Below are 17845 nucleotides of genomic sequence, written 5' to 3' on the forward strand. Positions count from 1 at the left end.
TGAGAAAGATGTCGAGGATTTTGAGAAAGCCAGCCGGATAGAGGCAAGCGACAATACGGCATCGCTGCGGTTGTTGGCGCGAAATATAATCTTGCAAGCAGGTAAGGAACTAATGGTGGCCCAAGTATATGGAGAACGTTGGAAATTAGTCTGCTCCGTGGGACAGGGCGGTCAAGGCGACGTATTCAAGGTTATAGACATTCGGCACCCTGAGGCTGGACCCTACGCGCTGAAACGCGTGAGAAATCCTAAGCGGCGGCAGCGCTTTGAAGCAGAGGTTGCGGCCATCGAGCAGTTGCATCACCCGAACATTATTCGTCTAATCGATCATTCCGCGCTTGGCACAACGGATTGCGATGACGCCAAGCAATTCTTGGTGATGCCCTTGGCCAGAGGGGGTGACTTAGCCTCACGGGTTAAGGTCTATAAGGACTCACTCGATGGGGCGGTAGCCGTTGCCCTCCCGTTGGCTTCGGCCTTATCTGCAGCCCACGCGAAGGGCATCGTGCACCGGGATGTCAAGCCGGGAAACGTCATTTTCGCAGACGAGGGCAACGACCCCTGGCTTACCGACTTTGGCATCTGCCTCATACGGAACACGGAGCGTGCCACAGCGACGCATGAGGTTGCCGGACCATGGGCGTTCATGGCGCCCGAAGTCGAGCATGGGGGCCAGCTCAACGTCACGGCGGCAGCCGATGTTTATTCTCTAGGTAAACTTCTCTATTTCATGGTCAGTGGCGGAACGGTGTTGCCCCGAGAGCGCCTCGACGATCCACGCTATGCCGCAGTTCTATCGAAGGGCGGTCGCTTCCATCTTCTCGACCTACTTCTCCGCCGGATGGTATGCGAACCCGCTGGTAGACTTCAGACAATGGCCCAAGTTGAAGATGAGTTGAAACGCATCGCAGCATGGGACAGGATGTCGATAGCTTCTCCATTTAGCGAAGCGGCTCTGAAGAGGCTCGAGGCACTCCAGCGGTCTGTAGCGGACGAGCGGCGTGAGAAGGCCGAGAGAGATTCTGCCCGGCAGGACAGGGAGGCGATCGCTGCTGCCATGCTGGTGCAATTACGCGACTTCACGTCAGCCGAACTCGAGAAGGCGGCTGCCGCGCTCGGCACCGGCGCAGTGCTGGCAACAAGCGTGCAGAACGTTGCTCAGGAGGAACTCGGGCACGTCGAACTCAACGAACTCGTCGCGGTAGCCGGAACCGAATTAGCTGTCGGAAACGTGCAAACTGAGGGCACGGCCCTCGTTCTTCAACTCCTAATCTGCCGATCAGGGGGAACCGGGGGTCCCGTGCCCATCGGAAATATGGCAGATAGACTGGGTGGTTTGACGGATGTCATCCATATTGTCATTCCACGAGTCCTCAAGCGCTACCGGAAGGGAACCTTCTCAGGAAAGTTGCCAATCTTCTTCATCGGTACGTCTGGCCACCTCCAGGCGGTGCCAACCCCACCAAAGCCCGGCCAGAAATCTTTCAAGGCGATAGTACAACCGCAGGCCGCACCCGCGAAAGTCTTTGCAACAGAAATCGCCTCGTCGCAGTGGCCAGAACTTGCAGTACATCTGAAGAGCTTCGTCGGCTCTGTGTTGGATAGTTTCCTACAAGTAATAGAGCGCAACCGTAGCAATCCGTTTCTTTCCTGAGCCATTTTTCACAAGCGTTATGACCTTGCCCCCTGAAATGCCCTCGCATTGAAGTAAGGTCTGTCCACTGGAGACAGACGATGAAGAAAGCGCGATTTACGCAGGACCAGATTATCGGGGTCCTGAAAGAGCATCAGGCGGGCGCTACGGCTGCGGATCTGTGCCGCAAGCACGGGATCAGTGACGCGACCTTCTACACCTGGCGGTCGAAATACGGCGGGATGGAGGTGTCGGAAGCGCGGCGCCTCAAGGCTCTTGAAGAAGAGAACGCGAAGCTGAAGCGGCTTCTGGCGGAGAGCGTGATGGACGTCTCGACGCTGAAGGAACTACTGGCAAAAAACTCGTGACGCCCGGTTTGCGGCGGGAAGCCGTGACCTGGGCGATCCGGGAGAAAGAGTATTCGCAGCGACGGGCCTGCCGGCTGATCGGCATGGACCCGAAGACCTGGCGCTATGCGTCACGCCGCCCGGATGATGCCGCAGCGCGCGGGCGGCTGCGCGAACTGGCTGGGGAGCGACGGCGATTTGGCTACCGGCGACTGCATATCCTGCTCGGCCGGGAAGGAATGACGATGAACCACAAGAAGCTGTTCCGGCTGTATCGCGAAGAGGGGCTGTCGGTCCGCAAGCGTGGCGGCCGGAAACGGGCGCTGGGCACGCGCTCGCCGATGATGCTGCCCGACGGGCCGAACCAGCGCTGGAGCCTGGATTTCGTCTCGGATGCATTGAACAACGGACGGCGCTTCCGGGTGCTGACGGTGGTCGACGACTACACGCGCGAATGTCTGGCGCTGGTGGCGGACACCTCGTTATCAGGCGAACGCCTCGGTCGTGAACTCGACCGGATCGGCGAGCATCGCGGCTGGCCGCTGATGATCGTTAGCGACAATGGCACCGAGATGACATCGAACGCGATCCTGGCCTGGCAGCAGAAGCGATCGGTGCTGTGGCACTATATCGCACCGGGCAAGCCGCAGCAGAACGGGTTCGTCGAGAGCTTCAACGGCCGGTTCCGCGACGAATGCCTCAATGAGCATCTGTTCCGTAACATCGCCCACGCTCGGACGGTCATCGAGGACTGGCGGGCCGACTACAACGCCGTCAGGCCTCACACCAGCCTCAATGGCATGACGCCAGAGGCTTTCGCTCAACACGCCACCAAGGCATACAACAATACACAGACCCTAACTCAAAACTGAGGGCACGTTCGGGGCAGGGTCAGTTACATACCACAAAAATTGAAAGCGTAGCCGAACTACGAAGCGATATCTGTCGTGGACTCGGTCCGCTTTCGAGAATCTGCAAATCCCGATGGGACGATCAGAGTGGGAGCGGGCAACCTACACGGAGATACAGCCTCATGTGGCACCGCCAGCCAACCATTCCCTGAGCTTCGACCACCGCCGTCTCCCGCCCTGATTCCGCACAGCAATGGCCAGCGCCTTCTTCTGCCCGATCAGGACAACGAGTTTCCGCCCCCGTGTCACGCCGGTATAGAGCAGGTTCCGCTCCAACATGGCGTAATGCTGCGTCACCAATGGGATCACCACCCCCGGGTATTCCGACCCCTGGCTCTTGTGAATGGTCGTCGCGTAGGCCAGCACCAGTTCATCCAGCTCGCCGAAGCCGTAAACGACCTCCCGTCCATCGAATGAAACCGTCAGTTCGCCTTCTTCAATATCGATCCTGTCGATGACGCCAAGATCTCCGTTGAAGACGTCCCGGTCATAATCGTTGGCGATCTGCATCACCTTGTCACCCGGACCATAGGTCCAGCCGAACCGCTCGACCTTCACGTCGCCTGGCGGGTTCAGCGCCTGCTGCAATTCGATATTCAGCGACCGCGCCCCAAGCCCGCCCCGGTTCATCGGGCAGAGCACCTGCACGTCGCGAACAGGGTCCAGCCCGAACCGCGCCGGGATGCGGTCCTTCACCACGGCCAGCAGCTTGCGTAGCCCGATCTCCGGTTCTGCCGCCTCGACGAAGTAGAAATCCGATCCCTCTTCCGCGCTCAGTTCGGGCATCCTGCCCTCATTGATCCGGTGCGCGTTGGTGATGATCCGGCTCTGCGCGGCCTGGCGGAACACCTCGGTCAGCCGCACCACAGGTACGGCATCGGAGTTGATGATGTCGGCCAGCACTTGCCCCGGCCCGACCGACGGCAACTGGTCCACATCGCCGACGATCAACAAGGCTGCGCTGTCGGGCAAGGCGCGCAACAGGGAGCGCATCAGCAGCACGTCCACCATGCTGGCTTCGTCCACGACCAGCAGATCGCAGGTCAGCGGGTTGGTATCGTCCCGCTTGAAGCTGCCAGTCGCCGGATCCGTCTCCAGCAGGCGGTGGATAGTCTTGCCCTCCAGCCCCGTGCTTTCCGACAGGCGCTTCGCTGCGCGACCCGTCGGCGCACAAAGCTGCACGTCGGCGCCCTTGGCCGTCACGATCTTGAGAATGGCGTTGACCAGCGTGGTCTTGCCTACGCCGGGACCACCCGTAATCACCAGCACCTTGCTACCCAAAGCCAGACGCACCGCCTTCTGCTGGCTAGGCGCCAGAGCCAGTCCGGTCTTGCCTTCCACCCAGGCCATGGCCTTTTCAGCGTCGATGTCCGGCCAGGGCGGACGACCGACGGCGCAGGCGCGCAACCGCTCGGCGATGCTCTGCTCCGCGCGATAGAGACCAGCAAGGAAGATACAGCCCGTCTCTCCCACGCTGTCGGCAATAACGTCGCCCGCCTCCAGCTCCAGCGCGAGGGCAGTCTCGATCAGAGGGGCGGCTACCTCCAGCAGTTCGGCGGTGCTGGTCAGCAATTCCCCGACCGGCAGGCCGCAATGCCCTTCGTCCATGGCCTCGCCAAGCGCATAGGAGATCCCTGCCCTCACCCGGATCATGGCGTCGGGCGCGATCCCCATCTTCTGGGCAATCTGGTCAGCGGTCTTGAATCCGATCCCCCGGATGTCCTTCGCAAGCCGGTAGGGGTTCTCGCTGATCAGTCGGACCGCATCCTGCCCGTAGGTCTTAAAGATCCGGACTGCCCGCGAGGTGCCGACGCCGTTGCTGTGCAGGAACAGCATGATCTCGCGGATCACCTTCTGATCCGCCCAGCCAGCGACGATCCGTTCGGCGCGCTTGGGACCGATGCCCGTCACCTCCCGCAGCCTGCCGGGCTCCTGCTCGATCAGGTCGAAAACCGCCTCGCCGAACGCTTTCACCAGCTTTTTGGCATAGACGGGGCCGATGCCCCGGATCATGCCCGAACCAAGATAACGCTCGATGCCCTCGACCGTGGTCGGCGGGCTGGCCTTGAGAAACTCGGCCTTGAACTGAAGGCCGTGGGTGTGGTCGTTGAACCAGCGTCCCGACATCTGCACGAACTCGCCCGCCGAAATCATGGCGGCATGGCCGACAACAGTGACCAGATCGCGCTGCCCCCGCACCTTCACCCGCAGAACGCAGAAGCCGTTCTCGGCGTTGTGGAACGTCACCCGCTCGACCAGTCCCGCCAGCACTTCCGTGGGCGAAGAGTCGGTGGCGCGTCCGCTCATCCGGCCTGCCGGAAGAACCGCGTTCCCGTATCGTTCATGACTCGCCCTCCCCTCCCGTGCCGCCGTCGTACGCCAGTATTTGTACGACGCGCCTGTATCCGGGACTACCCATAACTACGATTCCTTACGCTGGAGCACGCACAGGCGCGACGTTCCACAATGCGCATTTCCATTGAAATAACAGTCATCTGTCCGGATCGTGTGTCTGTTTTCCTTGTCATGCGGGCAGAAGAGAGCGACGATGACGGACAGACCCAGCCAGTCCATTGCCCCGGCGTATCGGCCGCCCGAGCCCGAGTTACGGCTCATCCTGCGACCCAATACCCCCGACCCGCGTCTTGTGGCGCTGGTCCGCCTGATGGCACGCCGCGCGGCACGGGACTGGTTCCGGTCGCAGCAACAGGAGCAGCGCTGCCGCTCCGGACCGTAAGGGATGCCTCGTCATGAAGGTCGCGCTCTACGCCCGCTATTCGTCCGACAACCAGCGCGACGCCTCGATCGCCGACCAGCTTCGGGTCTGCCGCACCCACGCGGAGAAACAGGGCTGGAGCATCGTCGAGGAGTATACCGACCACGCCATTTCGGGCGCGTCCCTGATGCGGCCCGGCATCCAGGCGCTGATCGCCGATGCGCAGCGCGGACGGTTCCAGATCGTGCTGGCCGAGGCGATGGACCGTCTGTCCCGCGACCAGGAGGACATCGCTGGCGTCTTCAAGCGCATGAACTATGCCGGCGTGCGGATCGTCACCCTCTCCGAGGGCGAGGTCTCCCACCTCCATGTCGGCCTCAAGGGCACAATGAACGCCCTCTTCCTGAAAGACCTGGCCGAGAAGACCCATCGGGGCCTGCGCGGCCGGGTGGAGCAGGGCAAGTCCGGCGGCGGCAACGCCTACGGCTATGACGTGGTGCGCAGGCTCGACTCCAATGGGGAGCCGATCCGGGGCGACCGCACCATCAATCCAGCGGAAGCCGACGTTGTCCGTCGCATCTTCCGCGACTTCGCCGCCGGGCTGGGACCGCGCGCCATCGCTTTCCGTCTCAATGACGAAGGCATCTCCGCACCGGGTAGCGGTGCCTGGGGTTTCTCGACCATCAACGGCAACCGGCTACGCGGCACCGGTATCCTCAACAACGAGATGTACGTGGGCAAGCTGGTCTGGAACCGCCAGCGTTTCATCAAGGATCCCGATACCGGCAAGCGTCAGGCCCGTCCCAATCCGGACTCCGAATGGGTGATCCAGGAGGTGCCGGAGCTGCGGATCGTCGACCAGGAACTGTGGGACGCGGTCAAGGCGCGCCAGGCCAGCGTTAGCGCCAGCCGGGATACGCGCGACACATCCTCGCCCGATCATTTCCGCGAGAAACGCCGTCCCCGCTATCTGTTCTCCGGCCTCAGCAAGTGTGGTTGCTGCGGTGGCGGCTATTCGATGATCTCCGGCACCTTGCTCGGCTGCTCGACAGCGCGCAACAAGGGCACCTGCGACAACCGGACCAATATGCGCCGCGAGGAGCTGGAACGCCGCGTCCTCGACGCCCTGCGCCACCATCTCATGAACCCCGACCTGTTCGCCGAATTCTGCACGGCCTTCACCACCGAGATGAACCGGCTGCGCATGGAGGCATCGGCCGACATCGGCGCGAGCGAGTCAGAACTGAAGCGGGTGGAACGCGACATCCAGCGCCTGATGGATCTCTACCTCTCGGAAGCCATTTCCATCGAGACGGTCAAGGAGCGTGGATCAAAGCTCGAGGCCCGCAAGGCGGAACTCAAGGACTTCCTTGCGACCGCCGAGGCGCCCCCGCCCCTGCTTCATCCGCAGATGGCGGAGTTCTATCATCGGCAACTCGCACGCCTGCACGACATGCTGCTTTCCGAGCTGGACGAGAAGCGCCAGGAGGCAGCCGAGGTGATCCGCTCGCTGATCGAGGCCATCATCCTGACGCCATCCGACAAGGGCCTCCAGATCGATGTCCGGGGCGACCTGGCCGGCATTCTGACGGTTGCGTCGGGCGGACAAACGAAAATCCCAGCCCGTTTCCGGACTGGGGTTCGTGATGCGTTGGCATCGCAAGTTCAGATGGTTGCGGGGGAAGACAACCAACGATACTTGCGATTGGTGGACCGCGAGATACCCCGCCTCGCCGCATGACGAAGTGACAATGCCAAAGTGCATCGAGACATCCAATCGAAATCTTTGCCACAGCCAGGCCGCGTCATATATGATCCCACAATACGGACAATATATGGGGCATTCCATCATGTCTGAGACCACATTCCTCGCCGACGCCTTCGATCCATCAGGGCTGATTGCGGCGGAACGGCTGAGCAATATGCTGCACATCACGAGGGGTGAACTGGCCGCCACGCTGGGCCTGTCACGTGACGCCGTCTCCAAAAGCGCCCGGCTCGGCCGTCTCGCCACCCAGGCGAGGCTGCGCGACATGGTCGAGATCCTCAATCGCGTCCGGCCATGGGCGGGCTCAGCCCAACAGGCTTTCGCATGGTACCGGTCGCAGCCCCTGCCCTCCTTCGGTGATCAGACTGCCGAGGCACTCGTCCGGGAAGGACGCGCCGATGCCGTCCGACGTTACCTGGATCGTATTGCAACCGGCGGTTACGCGTGAGGTTTAGCGGACGGGTAACAGATATGATGCTGACAGATACAGCGATCAAAACCGCAGAGGCCCAAGATAAGGCCTTCAGGCTGGCAGATAGCGAGGGGCTGTTTATCCATGTGCCTATGGGCAAGAAGTTCTGGTTCATGCCCTACAGACCCTCAGTGGGTAAAAAGCAGAAGCTGACCTTTGGGCCATATCCGCTACATTAATGCGCTCGGGAAAGGGCAGAATTTTCATTAGGATGCTGTGTCACCCCCTACCTTCCGTTCGTTGGGCGATTTGCGTGGTGATTAAAAATTTGGCATTTATGTTTATCCAAGCTTGACTGAAGCCAAAGGCTTGTGGAGCGTCCCGAGGACGCCATCAGGGTAGATCGAAACAGCTTGGATATCAGTGTTCGTCGCCCTATATGGAGTGGCCTGACTTATCCAAATGGAATAGCGCGTGCCCAAACGTTATCTCTTTCGCATGACATATTATAAGAACCTGAAGGCATTCCTCGCGAATGGCGCGGAGTTCGCGAAAGATAGCCCTGATGGAAGGCCACGCTATAGAATTTCTTTTGAAGAAATCGTTGCTCGGCGAGGTACGGTTTTTAGGGTGCCTAGTGGTTATAGTGTTAACGAATTTGTGCCGTTCTATTTCTCGCCCTCGACTAAAATGGCTTACTCCATTCACACGAAAAATGTTCCCTTGAGAACTCCGGACGACCAAAATCTGGGGCCTGCGAGTATGGACGATGTGGCTTACATGGTTGTCGACCCAGAGGTCCTCTTTCGGTCAGGGCGTGAATGCTGGTTTACGGACCAAGCTTGCAATTCGGCAATCACACCAGCCTATGAGAGTGATCCCGGCAACCTGTCACAGCACGTCGCTTGGCCACTCTTCGATGAGTACCCCAGGATGGCCACGATCCCGCAACTGGGGTATGGTGGGGTATGTCAATATCAGCATGACCGCGACGCTCTGGGGTACCAGCAGCGAAGCAAACAGCGCATGGCGGAGTTCTTGGTGAAAGACCATTTGAGGATGGACGAGCTTTCGGCGATCGTACTCAAAACTGACGTTCACCGGGCACAGGTTGAGGCGTGGATCCGGCGGGCCGGGTTCAGCATACCTGTGTTCGTCAATCCAGGATGTTATTTTTAAGCCATGACTATCGAGTATAAATCAGGTGATATGTTTGACGAGCCCGCCGAGGCTATCGTCAACACGGTCAACTGTGTGGGCGTGATGGGCAAAGGCGTCGCACTGGAATTCAAGCGTCGGTGGCCTGACAACTTTCGCGCTTACAAACGCCTTTGCGATGCCGGAAAGCTATCGCCAGGGGAAATGTTCATTTTCCAAATAGGCGATCTTTTGCAGAAAGGTGATCGTCAGTTTTTGATCAATTTCCCCACGAAGCAGCATTGGAAAGCAAAATCCAAAATCGAGTATGTCGAGCATGGGCTTGAGAATTTTATGCACCAAGTGCGTGAGCTGGGCATCAAATCCGTGGTGATGCCTCCACTCGGTTGTGGCAACGGTGGCCTTGATTGGAACGAGGTCCGTCCGCTTATCGAAGAAAAACTTTCCTCGTTGCCTGATGTAAAATTTATCGTGTTCGCTCCGTCCACTGGAGTTTGTCAGGTTACGGAACAGGAAAACGTTCCTAGCGGCCTTACAATTCCGCGTGCAACTATGATGGTTGCTCTGGGAGAGTTAGAGAAATACTTCGGCGGACATTTTACGAGGCTGACTGCCCAGAAGCTTGTGTATTTTATGCAAGTTTTAGGATCGGACTTTGGTTTGACTTATAGCAAGGCAAAATTTGGGCCATACTCTGAGCAGCTGCATGGTATTTTCAAAGTCATGGAGAGAAAGCAGTATATCTCCGGATATGAGGGGGATGATCACGAGGTGGTCGTCACACCGTCGACGTTTGCCGCTTCTGATGATTTCCTAAAGTCGAACGAGGTCGACGTTTCACCTCTGGTGCAAAAACTCTCTTTGCTCGTAGAAGGCTATGAAAGCCCCTACGGCATGGAACTGCTATCGAGCGTTCACTATTTGGCCATCACTGAGGGCATTACTACGCAACCGGAAATGTCCGAGGCTCTCGAGTCATGGAATGACCATAAACGCGAGAGCTTCCCGCGAACTGCCGTGACAACGGCACTTGGCAGGCTAATTGAGGACGAATGCTTAGAGATCGTTGCAAACGTTTGAAACGGTTGTTCAGATGGATGGTTCGAAGAACCATTGATTGAAGTCATCGTGTCCTGATTTTGGGTTCAACGAGCAGGTATTGATGATTCTGGGTGGTAACTTTCGCACTGCGTCTGGTGCAGAGCGGGGATTGGCTCTGGATTACTATGCAGCGGCGTTAATCCGCTGCAAGAATAGAAAGAGCGGCTCATATTATAGACGATATTGGCCAGCCCGATCCTCATGGTGACACGGGTGATGCCCATTATCCGGACAAACAGTCCCGTTTGCGATTTCTGGTCATCAAATACATGCTCGACACGAGGCCAGACGACGGATTTCCCGGCGTTTGATCTTTAGAGCGTGATGATTTTAGGTTGGTCCATATCCTGAGTTTATGAAATAATTGGCGCATTCGCTGAGAGCATAGCTGCGTAGGAGTTCGCCGATGGTTGAACTGACTGCGTCGCGACTTCGAGCCGCAGCCTTGCGGAGCAGGTGCTTGAGCTTGGCAAAGACCTGTTCGATCGGGTTTAGGTCTGGCGAATATTTTGGCAGGAAGATCAAGTGCGCGCCGACCTGTCGGATAGCTACCCGCGCTGCCTTGTTCTTGTGACTGCCGAGGTTGTCGGCGACCACGATGTCACCCGGTCTGAGCGTCGGCACGAGTTCGTTTTCGACGTAGATGCGGAAGCGTTCGCCGTTGATCGGACCATTGAGCAGCCACGGTGCATCGATCCAGTTGACCAGCAGGGCGGCAATAAAGGTCATGGTGTTCCAATGACCCCAAGACACTTTGGCCCGGAGCCGTTCGCCGCGCGGTGCCCAGCCGCGCAGCGGCACCATACTGGTTTTGGTCCAGGTTTCATCAATGAACACCAGGCGGGCGGAATCGATGAGGTGTTGATATTTTCGCCATTGTAACCGTCGCCGGGCGACATCAGGACGGTCCTGTTCGGCCGCGACGAGCGTTTTTTAAAGCTGAGCCTCTCATCGTGGACGAACGGCCCAGACAGAGCGGTAATCGACCTTAAGGCCGCGCCCGGCAAGTTCGGCGACCAAGCCCCGCAACGTAAAATCCCCCGCATTGCAGCGCTCGATCAGCCACTCTCGATGCACAACCCTTCAGCCGTTTCGGCTTATGGCCGCCCATCTGACCAGAGGAAACGCTGCCGGTCCGCCGAAAATTCTGCATCCACCGGATCGCAGTGATGGGGGCTACGCCGTAACGCTTCGCTGCCTCGTGGCAGGACAAACCGTCTGTTTCCACGGCTCTTACAACCCGCTCGCGAAGATCCATCGAATAAGGACACGCCATCCATGCTGGCCTCCAATCCAGACAGCATGTTGAATCAGATTTTCGGCAATCGAGGTACCCACTTTCCGATCTAAACTAAAATCATCACGCTCTAGATAACTGACGATACGCCCCAGCGAGGATAGGCTCTTGGGAAACTATTCCGACTGTCAATATGACCTATATGAGGGCGGCATTTGCCTATTCGTTTGAATACGTCGAGTATGCGGGGTCAAGTGGTTGCAGGCAACGTTACACTTTTTGGCACGAGAAAGCCTGCTTATTAGATTGTCGTGAGAGATATCTGTAACCGTTTGAGCGGCCGCAGCGGGAGTATTTACTAGTGCCAGAGAATAACATCTTGTCGCTACTGACCTTCGAACAGGCAATTGCGGATTCCGAACAGTTCTCGTGTCAGGCGAAGTGAGAAACTGTCCCCCTGCCGAAATGAGGAACTGCCCCCCTTCGTTTTCGAAAGGGGAAACCATGACGGAAGAGAAGAGCATGATTTCCGCATTGTCTGGGACGATGCGGGGGACGGGGATGCTGCAACCGGAGGAGGTCGCCGCGATGATGCGGCTGCACGGGCTGGGCTGGGGCGTCAAGCGCCTGGCGCGGGAGTTCGGGTGTTCGCGGACGACGGCGCGGCGGTATGTGCGTGCCGGTGGCGCGATTGCGTATCGGCAGCCGGCGCGCGGGTCTGCATTCGACGGTCTGGAGGACTGGCTGTGGGAGCGGTTTTTCCGTCACGACGGCAATGCCGACGTGATCCGCCAGGAACTGGCGAGCGAGCATGGGATCGTCATCGGGCTTCGTTCGGTCGAGCTGAAAGTCCGCCCGTGGCGCCGGGAGTTGCTGGCCCAAAAGCGCGCGACGGTTCGCTTCGAGACGCCGCCGGGGCGGCAGTTGCAGATCGATTTCGGCGAGACGCGGGCATGGATCGGCGGCGAGGCGGTCCGAGTGTATCTGTTTGTGGCGACGCTGGGCTACTCGCGACGCTTGCATATCCGTGCGTCTCTCCGGCAGGGGCAGGCGGACTGGTTCGCGGGGATGGAGGGCGCGTTCGTGCGGTTCGGCGGGGTTCCGGCGGAGATCCTGCTCGACAACGCAAAGGCCCTGGTCGAGCATCATGATGCGGCGACGCGGGAGGTGCGCTTCAATCCTCGTCTGCACGCGTTTGCGCGCTACTGGGGTTTTTCGCCCCGTGCCTGCGCGCCGTATCGGGCGCGGACCAAGGGCAAGGACGAGCGCGGGGTCGGCTACGTCAAGAGGAACGCGATCGCGGGCCGGCGTTTCGAGAACTGGGCGGCGTTCGAGGCGCATCTGGATCGCTGGACGCGCGAGGTCGCCGACCGGCGCGTGCATGGCACGACCGGCATGGCGCCGGCGGACCGGTTTGCCGGGGAAGCCGGAGCCCTGCGTCCGCTTGGCGGCCGGGCGCCGTTCGGGCAGTTGCGGGATCTGGTGCGCAAGGTCCAGGCGGATTGCGCGATCGACCTGGACACGAACAGCTATTCGGTGCCGTGGCGGCTGATCGGTGAGAGCGTGCAGGTGGTGGTGCTCGGCGGGCGCGTCATCGTGCGCCATGCCGGCCGGATCGTGGCGGATCATCCGCTCTGCGCGGGACGCCGGCAGCGGATTGTCGATCGCACCCATCTGGAGGGTGTGGTCGGCGGACCGCGCGCCGCTCCGTTATCGCCTCCTGTGCCGATCCCCGAGCCGGCACTGCTCCGTCCGCTTGCCGAGTATGAGGCCGTGGCGGGAGGTGCCTGGTGATGACGTCCGTGAACCATGAAGCGCTGGTCGCGATGCTCGACCGGCTCAAGCTGACGGCGATCCGCGACCAGCTCGACACGCTGCTGGACGAGGCGGCGCGCTCGGACATGACGTTGCGCGAGGCGCTGGCGTTTCTGGTCGAACGCGAGATCGCCCGCCGCGATGAACGACGCATCGCCATGGCGAGCAAGATGGCGCAGTTTCCGTTCGTGCGCGAGGTCGACGGGTTCGAGTTCGACGCTCAGCCCTCCCTCGACCCGAAGCAGATCCGCGATCTGGCCGAAGGCCGCTGGATCGCGCACGGCGATACGGTCCTGCTGCTGGGACCGCCGGGAACAGGGAAAACCCATCTGGCCGTGGCGCTCGGGCGCGAGGCGATCCGGCGGAATTACAGCGTGCAGTTCGTCACCGCCGCGACGCTGGTGGCAATGCTGGCCAAGGCACATGCCGACGGCTCGCTGGACAAACAGCTGACGATCCTCTCGCGCCCGAAGCTGCTGGTCATCGACGAACTGGGCTACCTGCCGTTCGAGGCCAATGCCGCGCATTTGTTCTTCCAGCTCGTGTCACGGCGCTACGAGCGCGGCTCAATCCTGATCACGTCCAACCGGTCGGTGGGCGAATGGGGCGAGGTCTTCGGCGATCCGGTGGTCGCCACCGCCATCCTCGACCGCCTGCTGCACCATTCCACCGTAATCACCATCCGCGGCGACAGCTACCGCCTGCGCGAAAAGCGACGCTCCGGCCTTCTGCAGAAGGCCGGAGCGTTCATCGAGAAAACCGAGGTCGCCACACCATGAAGGGGGCCAGTTCCTCACTTCGCCAAAGGGGTCAGTTCCTCGTTTCGTTTGACATCTCGAAGCGACACCTACTGCTTGGTAACGGCTTCAGCATTGCCTGCCGAGCAGACATCTTCCATTACGGCTCACTATACGATCAAGCCGATTTCTCCAGAACACCCGAGGTGGAGGCAGTTTTCACTGCTCTTGTCACCAAGGATTTCGAAGCAGTGATCCACACGCTTGAGAGTGCTGCCACAATCCTTCCTGCATATGTCGACGATGGCGGAGCGGCGCCGACCAAGATGCTCGAGCATGCCGCGATTCTGAAGGAAATCCTAGTTCAGACAATCGCGGGCAACCACCCTCATATACCCTCCGATATTCCCGATGCTAAGTTCTGGGCCTGTCGACGCTTCCTTTCGCACTTTCTCTCCGGTGAGAAGGCTGGCTGTGTCTTCACATTGAACTACGACCTACTTCTTTACTGGACATTGATGCACGAGGACCTGCCGTCCGAAGATCCAATCGAACTTACGAAAAACGATGGTTTCGGTAACGACGAGGACGAACCGGACGTGGACTATGTTGTATGGCAGGGAGAGACGAACGCGCACAGCGCTAACGTCATGTTCCTGCACGGCGCGCTACATCTATTTGATTCCGGCAAGGATCTTCTCAAATACACATGGATAAGAAAGGGGTTGCCGCTAATCGATCAGGTTCGCGCCGCCCTCGCCGGCAGCAAATTCCCGCTGTTCGTGGCAGAAGGGACCAGCGCTCAGAAGAAGGACAAGATCAGGCATAACGCCTATCTCTATCAGGGCCTCAAACAACTCGCCAACAATGTGACCCAAGGAAAACATTGTTGGTTCATATTTGGACATTCCCTAGCGGCGAATGATGATCACATTCTCACGCGCATCGGTCGCGGCAGGTTCAAAAAACTCTATGTAGGCATCTATGGAGACCCCCTTGAAGATTGGAACAAGACGATAATCGCACGTGCCAGATGGCTGGCTGGCCTCCGGCATGAGAGGTGGCCGCTGGACGTCGTATTCTATGATGCGGAAAGCGCCCAGGTCTGGGGATAAAAATCTGTAATGCTGCCAGGTCGCCTACAAGTTGACGATGTAGTTGGAATGCGTGCTGAAGAAGGCTTCCGCTGAAACGATGCGGATGCGACGGCAGTTCATAGAGTTGCAACGCATCGAGCTCGAGCGACATGTGACTGGCAAGAGTCGCACCCCGCCGTGTATCGACTGGCTCCTGCCAACAATGCCAAATACGATGTCGTTGGTTACGTCCGCTTCCGGACGCGAATCTCAGCTGAACGACCGGCATGAGACGACTGCCGCCTGTCCGCTGCCGATTAAGCATAATTACCTTTCGGCGATGTGTAGAGTTAAGAAGCGGATCAGACTATAATAAGGGAGACAGCCTTTCTCTCAACAGTGCAGGCTTTTGCAACCGGCTTCCTCGCATATCCACAGAGGTGGTCCCATCCCGTCGGACTGTAGAAGTTTGCACTTAATCTGACGGACGGCTTGAAGTGGCCGGCGTGGATGCTACGCGTTCATGTGGTGTTCGACGTGGCGCCCGATATCTTTTTCGCGGGCGTGGTGGGCTGCGTCAAGGAAGGTTTGCATCGGGGTTTTGCCGAAGCAGTATCGTCCCTGGTGGGTGCGATTGCGGTTGAAGTCATCCATCCATTCGTCGAGGTCTGCCTGGAGTTCGTGGATGCTGTCGTAGATCTTGCGGCGAAAAGTGACACGATAGAACTCGTCGAGCATGGTCTTGTGGAAGCGCTCGACGATGCCGTTGGTCTGCGGGCTGCGCGCCTTGGTGCGGGTATGGTCGATGTTCTCCACCGCCAGATAGAGTTCGTATTCATGGCGGTCATGAGAGCCGCAGAATTCGGTGCCCCGGTCGGTCAGCACGCGCTGGAGCGGGAGATCGTGCAGCTCGAAGAAGGGGATGACGCGGTCGTTGAGCAGGTCGGCAGCGGTAACCGGGGTCTTGCGGTCATAGAGCTTGGCGAAGCCGACCTTGCTGTAGGTATCGACGAAGGTCTGCTGGTAGACGCGACCGACGCCCTTCAGGGTGCCGACATAGAAGGTATCCTGAGCGCCGCAATAGCCGGGACATTCGGTCTCGAACTCGCCCCAGGCCTCCTTGTCGGCCTTGGCCTTCTCCAGGGCCGCAAGCTGGCTTTCGGTGAGGATCAGCCGTTCCTGGGCCATCTTGGCTTCGAGCGCCTTGAGGCGGAGCTTCATGGTAGCGAGGTCGTGGCGCAGCCAGATGCTGCGCACCCCGAAAGGAGAGACGGTGACGCCGCGCTTGAGCAGTTCGTTGGCCACGCGGGCCTGGCCCCAGGCCGGTTGTTCGATGGCGATCGCGACCACTGCTTCCTCAACCGCCGGCTCGACGCGGTTTTTCAGCAAGGGTTTGCGGCGGGAGAGTTCCTGGAGCGCGATTTCGCCGCCTTTGTCGTAGAGCTCCTTGAAGCGGTAGAAGCTGTCGCGCGAATACCCCATCATCTTGCAGGCCTGGGAGACGTTGCCCAGTTGCTTCGATAGTTCCAGCAGGCCAACTTTGGCGCGGATGATCTTCTGGTCACGGGTCATGAGGATATCCTCCGATGGCTGCGGCGGGGGCTGGCGTCGCCCGGCCACTCCGCCCCCGCCGCAGCCCTGGTTGAGCTTCAGCAGACACCATCCGTCAGATTTAGTCGAGACTTCTACACGTCGGACAGCTTTACGGGCCTGATAAGCTATAGCCGGTTGTTGTCATGCCGCCAGGTTGACGGTGTTGCTGTTGGCCATTGGGTCCGGGGTTAACCCCGGACCCAATGGCGCCGGCGCGTTATGATACGCCTCATCGGGCGTGCGTCCAGCCAAAGCCGAATGAGGACGCTGCCCGTTGTAATGCGCGATCCATGAAATGAGCCCGGCCCGCAGTTCCGAACCGGTCTCGAACGCGTGCAGGTAGACGCATTCGTATTTCAGGGATCGCCACAGGCGCTCGATGAACACGTTGTCGAGCCATCGGCCGCGCCCGTCCATGCTGATGCGGATCTGGCGCGCTTGCAGCACGTCCGTGAACCGGGGCGTCGTGAATTGTGACCCCTGATCCGTGTTGAAGATCTCCGGTGCGCCGTAGCGGATCAGGGCCTCCTGTAGCGCCTCGATGCAGAACTCGGCATCCATCGTGTTCGACAGCCGCCAGGCCAGAACCTTGCGCGTCGACCAGTCCATGATCGCCACGAGATACAGAAAACCCTTTCGCATCGGGATATAGGTGATGTCCGAGCACCACACCTGATTGGGGCGATCGATCACCAGATCCCGCAGCAAATACGGATATTTGCGATGCCCAGGATGCGGTATCGTCGTGTGCGGCTTCTGATAGATCGCCCGCAGCCCCATCGTCGCCATCAGCCGACGGACACGCTTGCGCCCGACATCATGGCCGAGCCGCCTGAGATGCCGGGTCATCTGCCGCGACCCGTAATAGGGTGTCTCAAGAAACTGCGCGTCGATCAGCCGCATCAGTTCAAGATTGCCCTCACTCTCCGGCACCGGCCGGTAATACACGGACGACCGGTTGAGCTGCAGCAGCGCGCATTGCCGCACCACGGAAAGCCGAGGCCGCTTCAGGTCGATCATTTGCCGCCTCTGAGCACGCCCAACCGCACAGAGGCATCCCGCAAAAAATCCCGTTCCACCAGCAATTGGCCAATCTTTGCGTGAAGTTTCTCCACGTCGGCCGGGCTGGCCGCCGCCTCCGGTGCCGCCTTGCCGGAGAAGATGCCCGCCATGCCCTCGACTGCCTGGCGCTTCCACTGGGCAATCATCGTCTGGTGCACGCCGTGCTTCGACGCCAACTCCGAAAGCGTCTGCTCGCCCCGGATCGCCTCCAGCGAAACCCGCGACTTGAACTCCGCCGAATATCGTTTCCGCGTAACCTTGCCCATAAACCCGTCCTCT

14 protein-coding genes and 2 pseudogenes are annotated in these 17845 nt (G+C 59.5%); 11 read left to right on the plus strand and 5 right to left on the minus strand.

The window, feature by feature from the left end:
- Window positions 1–112: 112 nt before the first annotated feature.
- Both GDI_RS04595 and GDI_RS04605 read left to right on the plus strand, forming a co-directional pair.
- A complete protein-coding gene (locus tag GDI_RS04595) occupies window positions 113–1654 on the plus strand; it encodes a serine/threonine-protein kinase (RefSeq protein WP_012223825.1) in 1542 nt (513 codons plus the stop codon).
- Between the two features lie 80 nt (window positions 1655–1734).
- Window positions 1735–2852, plus strand: a protein-coding gene (locus GDI_RS04605; protein WP_157864127.1) for an IS3-like element ISGdi11 family transposase whose coding sequence is annotated in 2 segments (ribosomal slippage) — window positions 1735–1987 and window positions 1987–2852 — 1119 coding nt in all. Because the reading frame shifts where the segments join, the coding sequence is not laid out codon by codon here.
- A 159-nt stretch (window positions 2853–3011) separates the two neighbouring features.
- Here the strand turns inward: GDI_RS04605 and recD2 are convergent.
- Window positions 3012–5198 (minus strand): SF1B family DNA helicase RecD2, encoded by a 2187-nt coding sequence (gene recD2, locus GDI_RS04610; protein WP_012223826.1) that lies wholly within the window; start codon window positions 5196–5198, stop codon window positions 3012–3014.
- Between the two features lie 241 nt (window positions 5199–5439).
- On the opposite strand from recD2, the gene GDI_RS18870 reads away from it, so the two are divergent.
- The 6 genes from GDI_RS18870 to darG all read left to right on the plus strand — a co-directional run bounded on the left by GDI_RS18870 (window position 5440) and on the right by darG (window position 10025).
- Window positions 5440–5628 carry a hypothetical protein gene (locus GDI_RS18870; protein WP_081482848.1) on the plus strand — a complete coding sequence of 63 codons (189 nt, stop codon included), beginning with the start codon at window positions 5440–5442 and terminating at the stop codon, window positions 5626–5628.
- 13 nt (window positions 5629–5641) lie between these two features.
- Window positions 5642–7348, plus strand: a complete 1707-nt coding sequence (locus tag GDI_RS04615; RefSeq protein WP_012223829.1) for a recombinase family protein — start codon at window positions 5642–5644, stop codon at window positions 7346–7348.
- Between the two features lie 109 nt (window positions 7349–7457).
- Window positions 7458–7823, plus strand: a complete 366-nt coding sequence (locus tag GDI_RS04620; protein ID WP_041249676.1) for an antitoxin Xre/MbcA/ParS toxin-binding domain-containing protein — start codon at window positions 7458–7460, stop codon at window positions 7821–7823.
- Between the two features lie 23 nt (window positions 7824–7846).
- Complete coding sequence (locus tag GDI_RS04625) at window positions 7847–8026, plus strand: Arm DNA-binding domain-containing protein (protein WP_041249283.1); 180 nt, start codon at window positions 7847–7849, stop codon at window positions 8024–8026.
- A 235-nt stretch (window positions 8027–8261) separates the two neighbouring features.
- Window positions 8262–8966: a DUF4433 domain-containing protein gene (locus tag GDI_RS18875; RefSeq protein WP_157870991.1), complete on the plus strand. Its 705-nt coding sequence runs from the start codon at window positions 8262–8264 to the stop codon at window positions 8964–8966.
- A 3-nt stretch (window positions 8967–8969) separates the two neighbouring features.
- Window positions 8970–10025: a type II toxin-antitoxin system antitoxin DNA ADP-ribosyl glycohydrolase DarG gene (gene darG / locus GDI_RS04635; RefSeq protein ID WP_012223837.1), complete on the plus strand. Its 1056-nt coding sequence runs from the start codon at window positions 8970–8972 to the stop codon at window positions 10023–10025.
- Window positions 10026–10169: 144 nt separating this feature from the next.
- Here the strand turns inward: darG and GDI_RS19640 are convergent.
- Both GDI_RS19640 and GDI_RS18880 read right to left on the minus strand, forming a co-directional pair.
- Window positions 10170–10360: pseudogene (locus tag GDI_RS19640) on the minus strand (IS5/IS1182 family transposase); the annotation flags it as partial.
- Between the two features lie 16 nt (window positions 10361–10376).
- A pseudogene (locus GDI_RS18880) lies at window positions 10377–11322 on the minus strand (IS630 family transposase).
- 465 nt (window positions 11323–11787) lie between these two features.
- Here GDI_RS18880 and istA point away from each other — a divergent pair.
- Genes istA through GDI_RS04655 form a run of 3 tightly spaced genes read left to right on the plus strand, consistent with a single transcriptional unit; the run spans window position 11788 to window position 14950 of the window.
- The gene (istA, locus tag GDI_RS04645) at window positions 11788–13077 is read left to right on the plus strand and encodes an IS21 family transposase (RefSeq protein WP_041249285.1); all 1290 of its coding nucleotides are present in this window, start codon (window positions 11788–11790) and stop codon (window positions 13075–13077) included.
- Window positions 13077–13877 (plus strand): IS21-like element helper ATPase IstB, encoded by an 801-nt coding sequence (gene istB / locus GDI_RS04650; RefSeq protein WP_041249286.1) that lies wholly within the window; start codon window positions 13077–13079, stop codon window positions 13875–13877. Before istA ends, istB begins: the two co-directional genes overlap by 1 nt.
- Window positions 13874–14950, plus strand: a complete 1077-nt coding sequence (locus GDI_RS04655) for a DUF4917 family protein (protein WP_012223848.1) — start codon at window positions 13874–13876, stop codon at window positions 14948–14950. The genes istB and GDI_RS04655 overlap by 4 nt, the downstream gene beginning before the upstream one ends.
- Window positions 14951–15424: 474 nt before the next feature.
- Here GDI_RS04655 and GDI_RS04660 read toward each other — a convergent pair whose 3' ends face one another.
- Both GDI_RS04660 and GDI_RS04665 read right to left on the minus strand, forming a co-directional pair.
- Window positions 15425–16483, minus strand: coding sequence for an IS481-like element ISGdi10 family transposase (locus GDI_RS04660; RefSeq protein ID WP_012222646.1), 1059 nt, complete (start codon window positions 16481–16483; stop codon window positions 15425–15427).
- Window positions 16484–16645: 162 nt separating this feature from the next.
- Window positions 16646–17832 (minus strand): IS3 family transposase gene (locus GDI_RS04665; protein ID WP_157870992.1). Its coding sequence is split into 2 segments (ribosomal slippage): window positions 16646–17562 and window positions 17562–17832, totalling 1188 coding nucleotides; the frame shifts between segments, so codons are not numbered across the junction.
- Window positions 17833–17845 lie beyond the last annotated feature (13 nt).

It is taken from the genome of Gluconacetobacter diazotrophicus PA1 5 (genome assembly GCF_000067045.1).
GTDB classification, from domain to species: Bacteria; Pseudomonadota; Alphaproteobacteria; order Acetobacterales; family Acetobacteraceae; genus Gluconacetobacter; species Gluconacetobacter diazotrophicus.

Excerpts from the sequence above, each read along its gene's own strand:
- darG (WP_012223837.1), top strand. The coding sequence starts at position 8,970 with ATGACTATCGAGTATAAATCAGGTGATATGTTTGACGAGCCCGCCGAG.
- GDI_RS18870 (WP_081482848.1), top strand. The coding sequence starts at position 5,440 with ATGACGGACAGACCCAGCCAGTCCATTGCCCCGGCGTATCGGCCGCCC.
- recD2 (WP_012223826.1), bottom strand. The coding sequence starts at position 5,198 with ATGAGCGGACGCGCCACCGACTCTTCGCCCACGGAAGTGCTGGCGGGA.
- GDI_RS04595 (WP_012223825.1), top strand. The coding sequence starts at position 113 with ATGGTGGCCCAAGTATATGGAGAACGTTGGAAATTAGTCTGCTCCGTG.
- GDI_RS04655 (WP_012223848.1), top strand. The coding sequence starts at position 13,874 with ATGAAGGGGGCCAGTTCCTCACTTCGCCAAAGGGGTCAGTTCCTCGTT.
- GDI_RS04615 (WP_012223829.1), top strand. The coding sequence starts at position 5,642 with ATGAAGGTCGCGCTCTACGCCCGCTATTCGTCCGACAACCAGCGCGAC.
- GDI_RS04625 (WP_041249283.1), top strand. The coding sequence starts at position 7,847 with ATGATGCTGACAGATACAGCGATCAAAACCGCAGAGGCCCAAGATAAG.
- GDI_RS04660 (WP_012222646.1), bottom strand. The coding sequence starts at position 16,483 with ATGACCCGTGACCAGAAGATCATCCGCGCCAAAGTTGGCCTGCTGGAA.
- istB (WP_041249286.1), top strand. The coding sequence starts at position 13,077 with ATGACGTCCGTGAACCATGAAGCGCTGGTCGCGATGCTCGACCGGCTC.
- istA (WP_041249285.1), top strand. The coding sequence starts at position 11,788 with ATGACGGAAGAGAAGAGCATGATTTCCGCATTGTCTGGGACGATGCGG.
- GDI_RS04620 (WP_041249676.1), top strand. The coding sequence starts at position 7,458 with ATGTCTGAGACCACATTCCTCGCCGACGCCTTCGATCCATCAGGGCTG.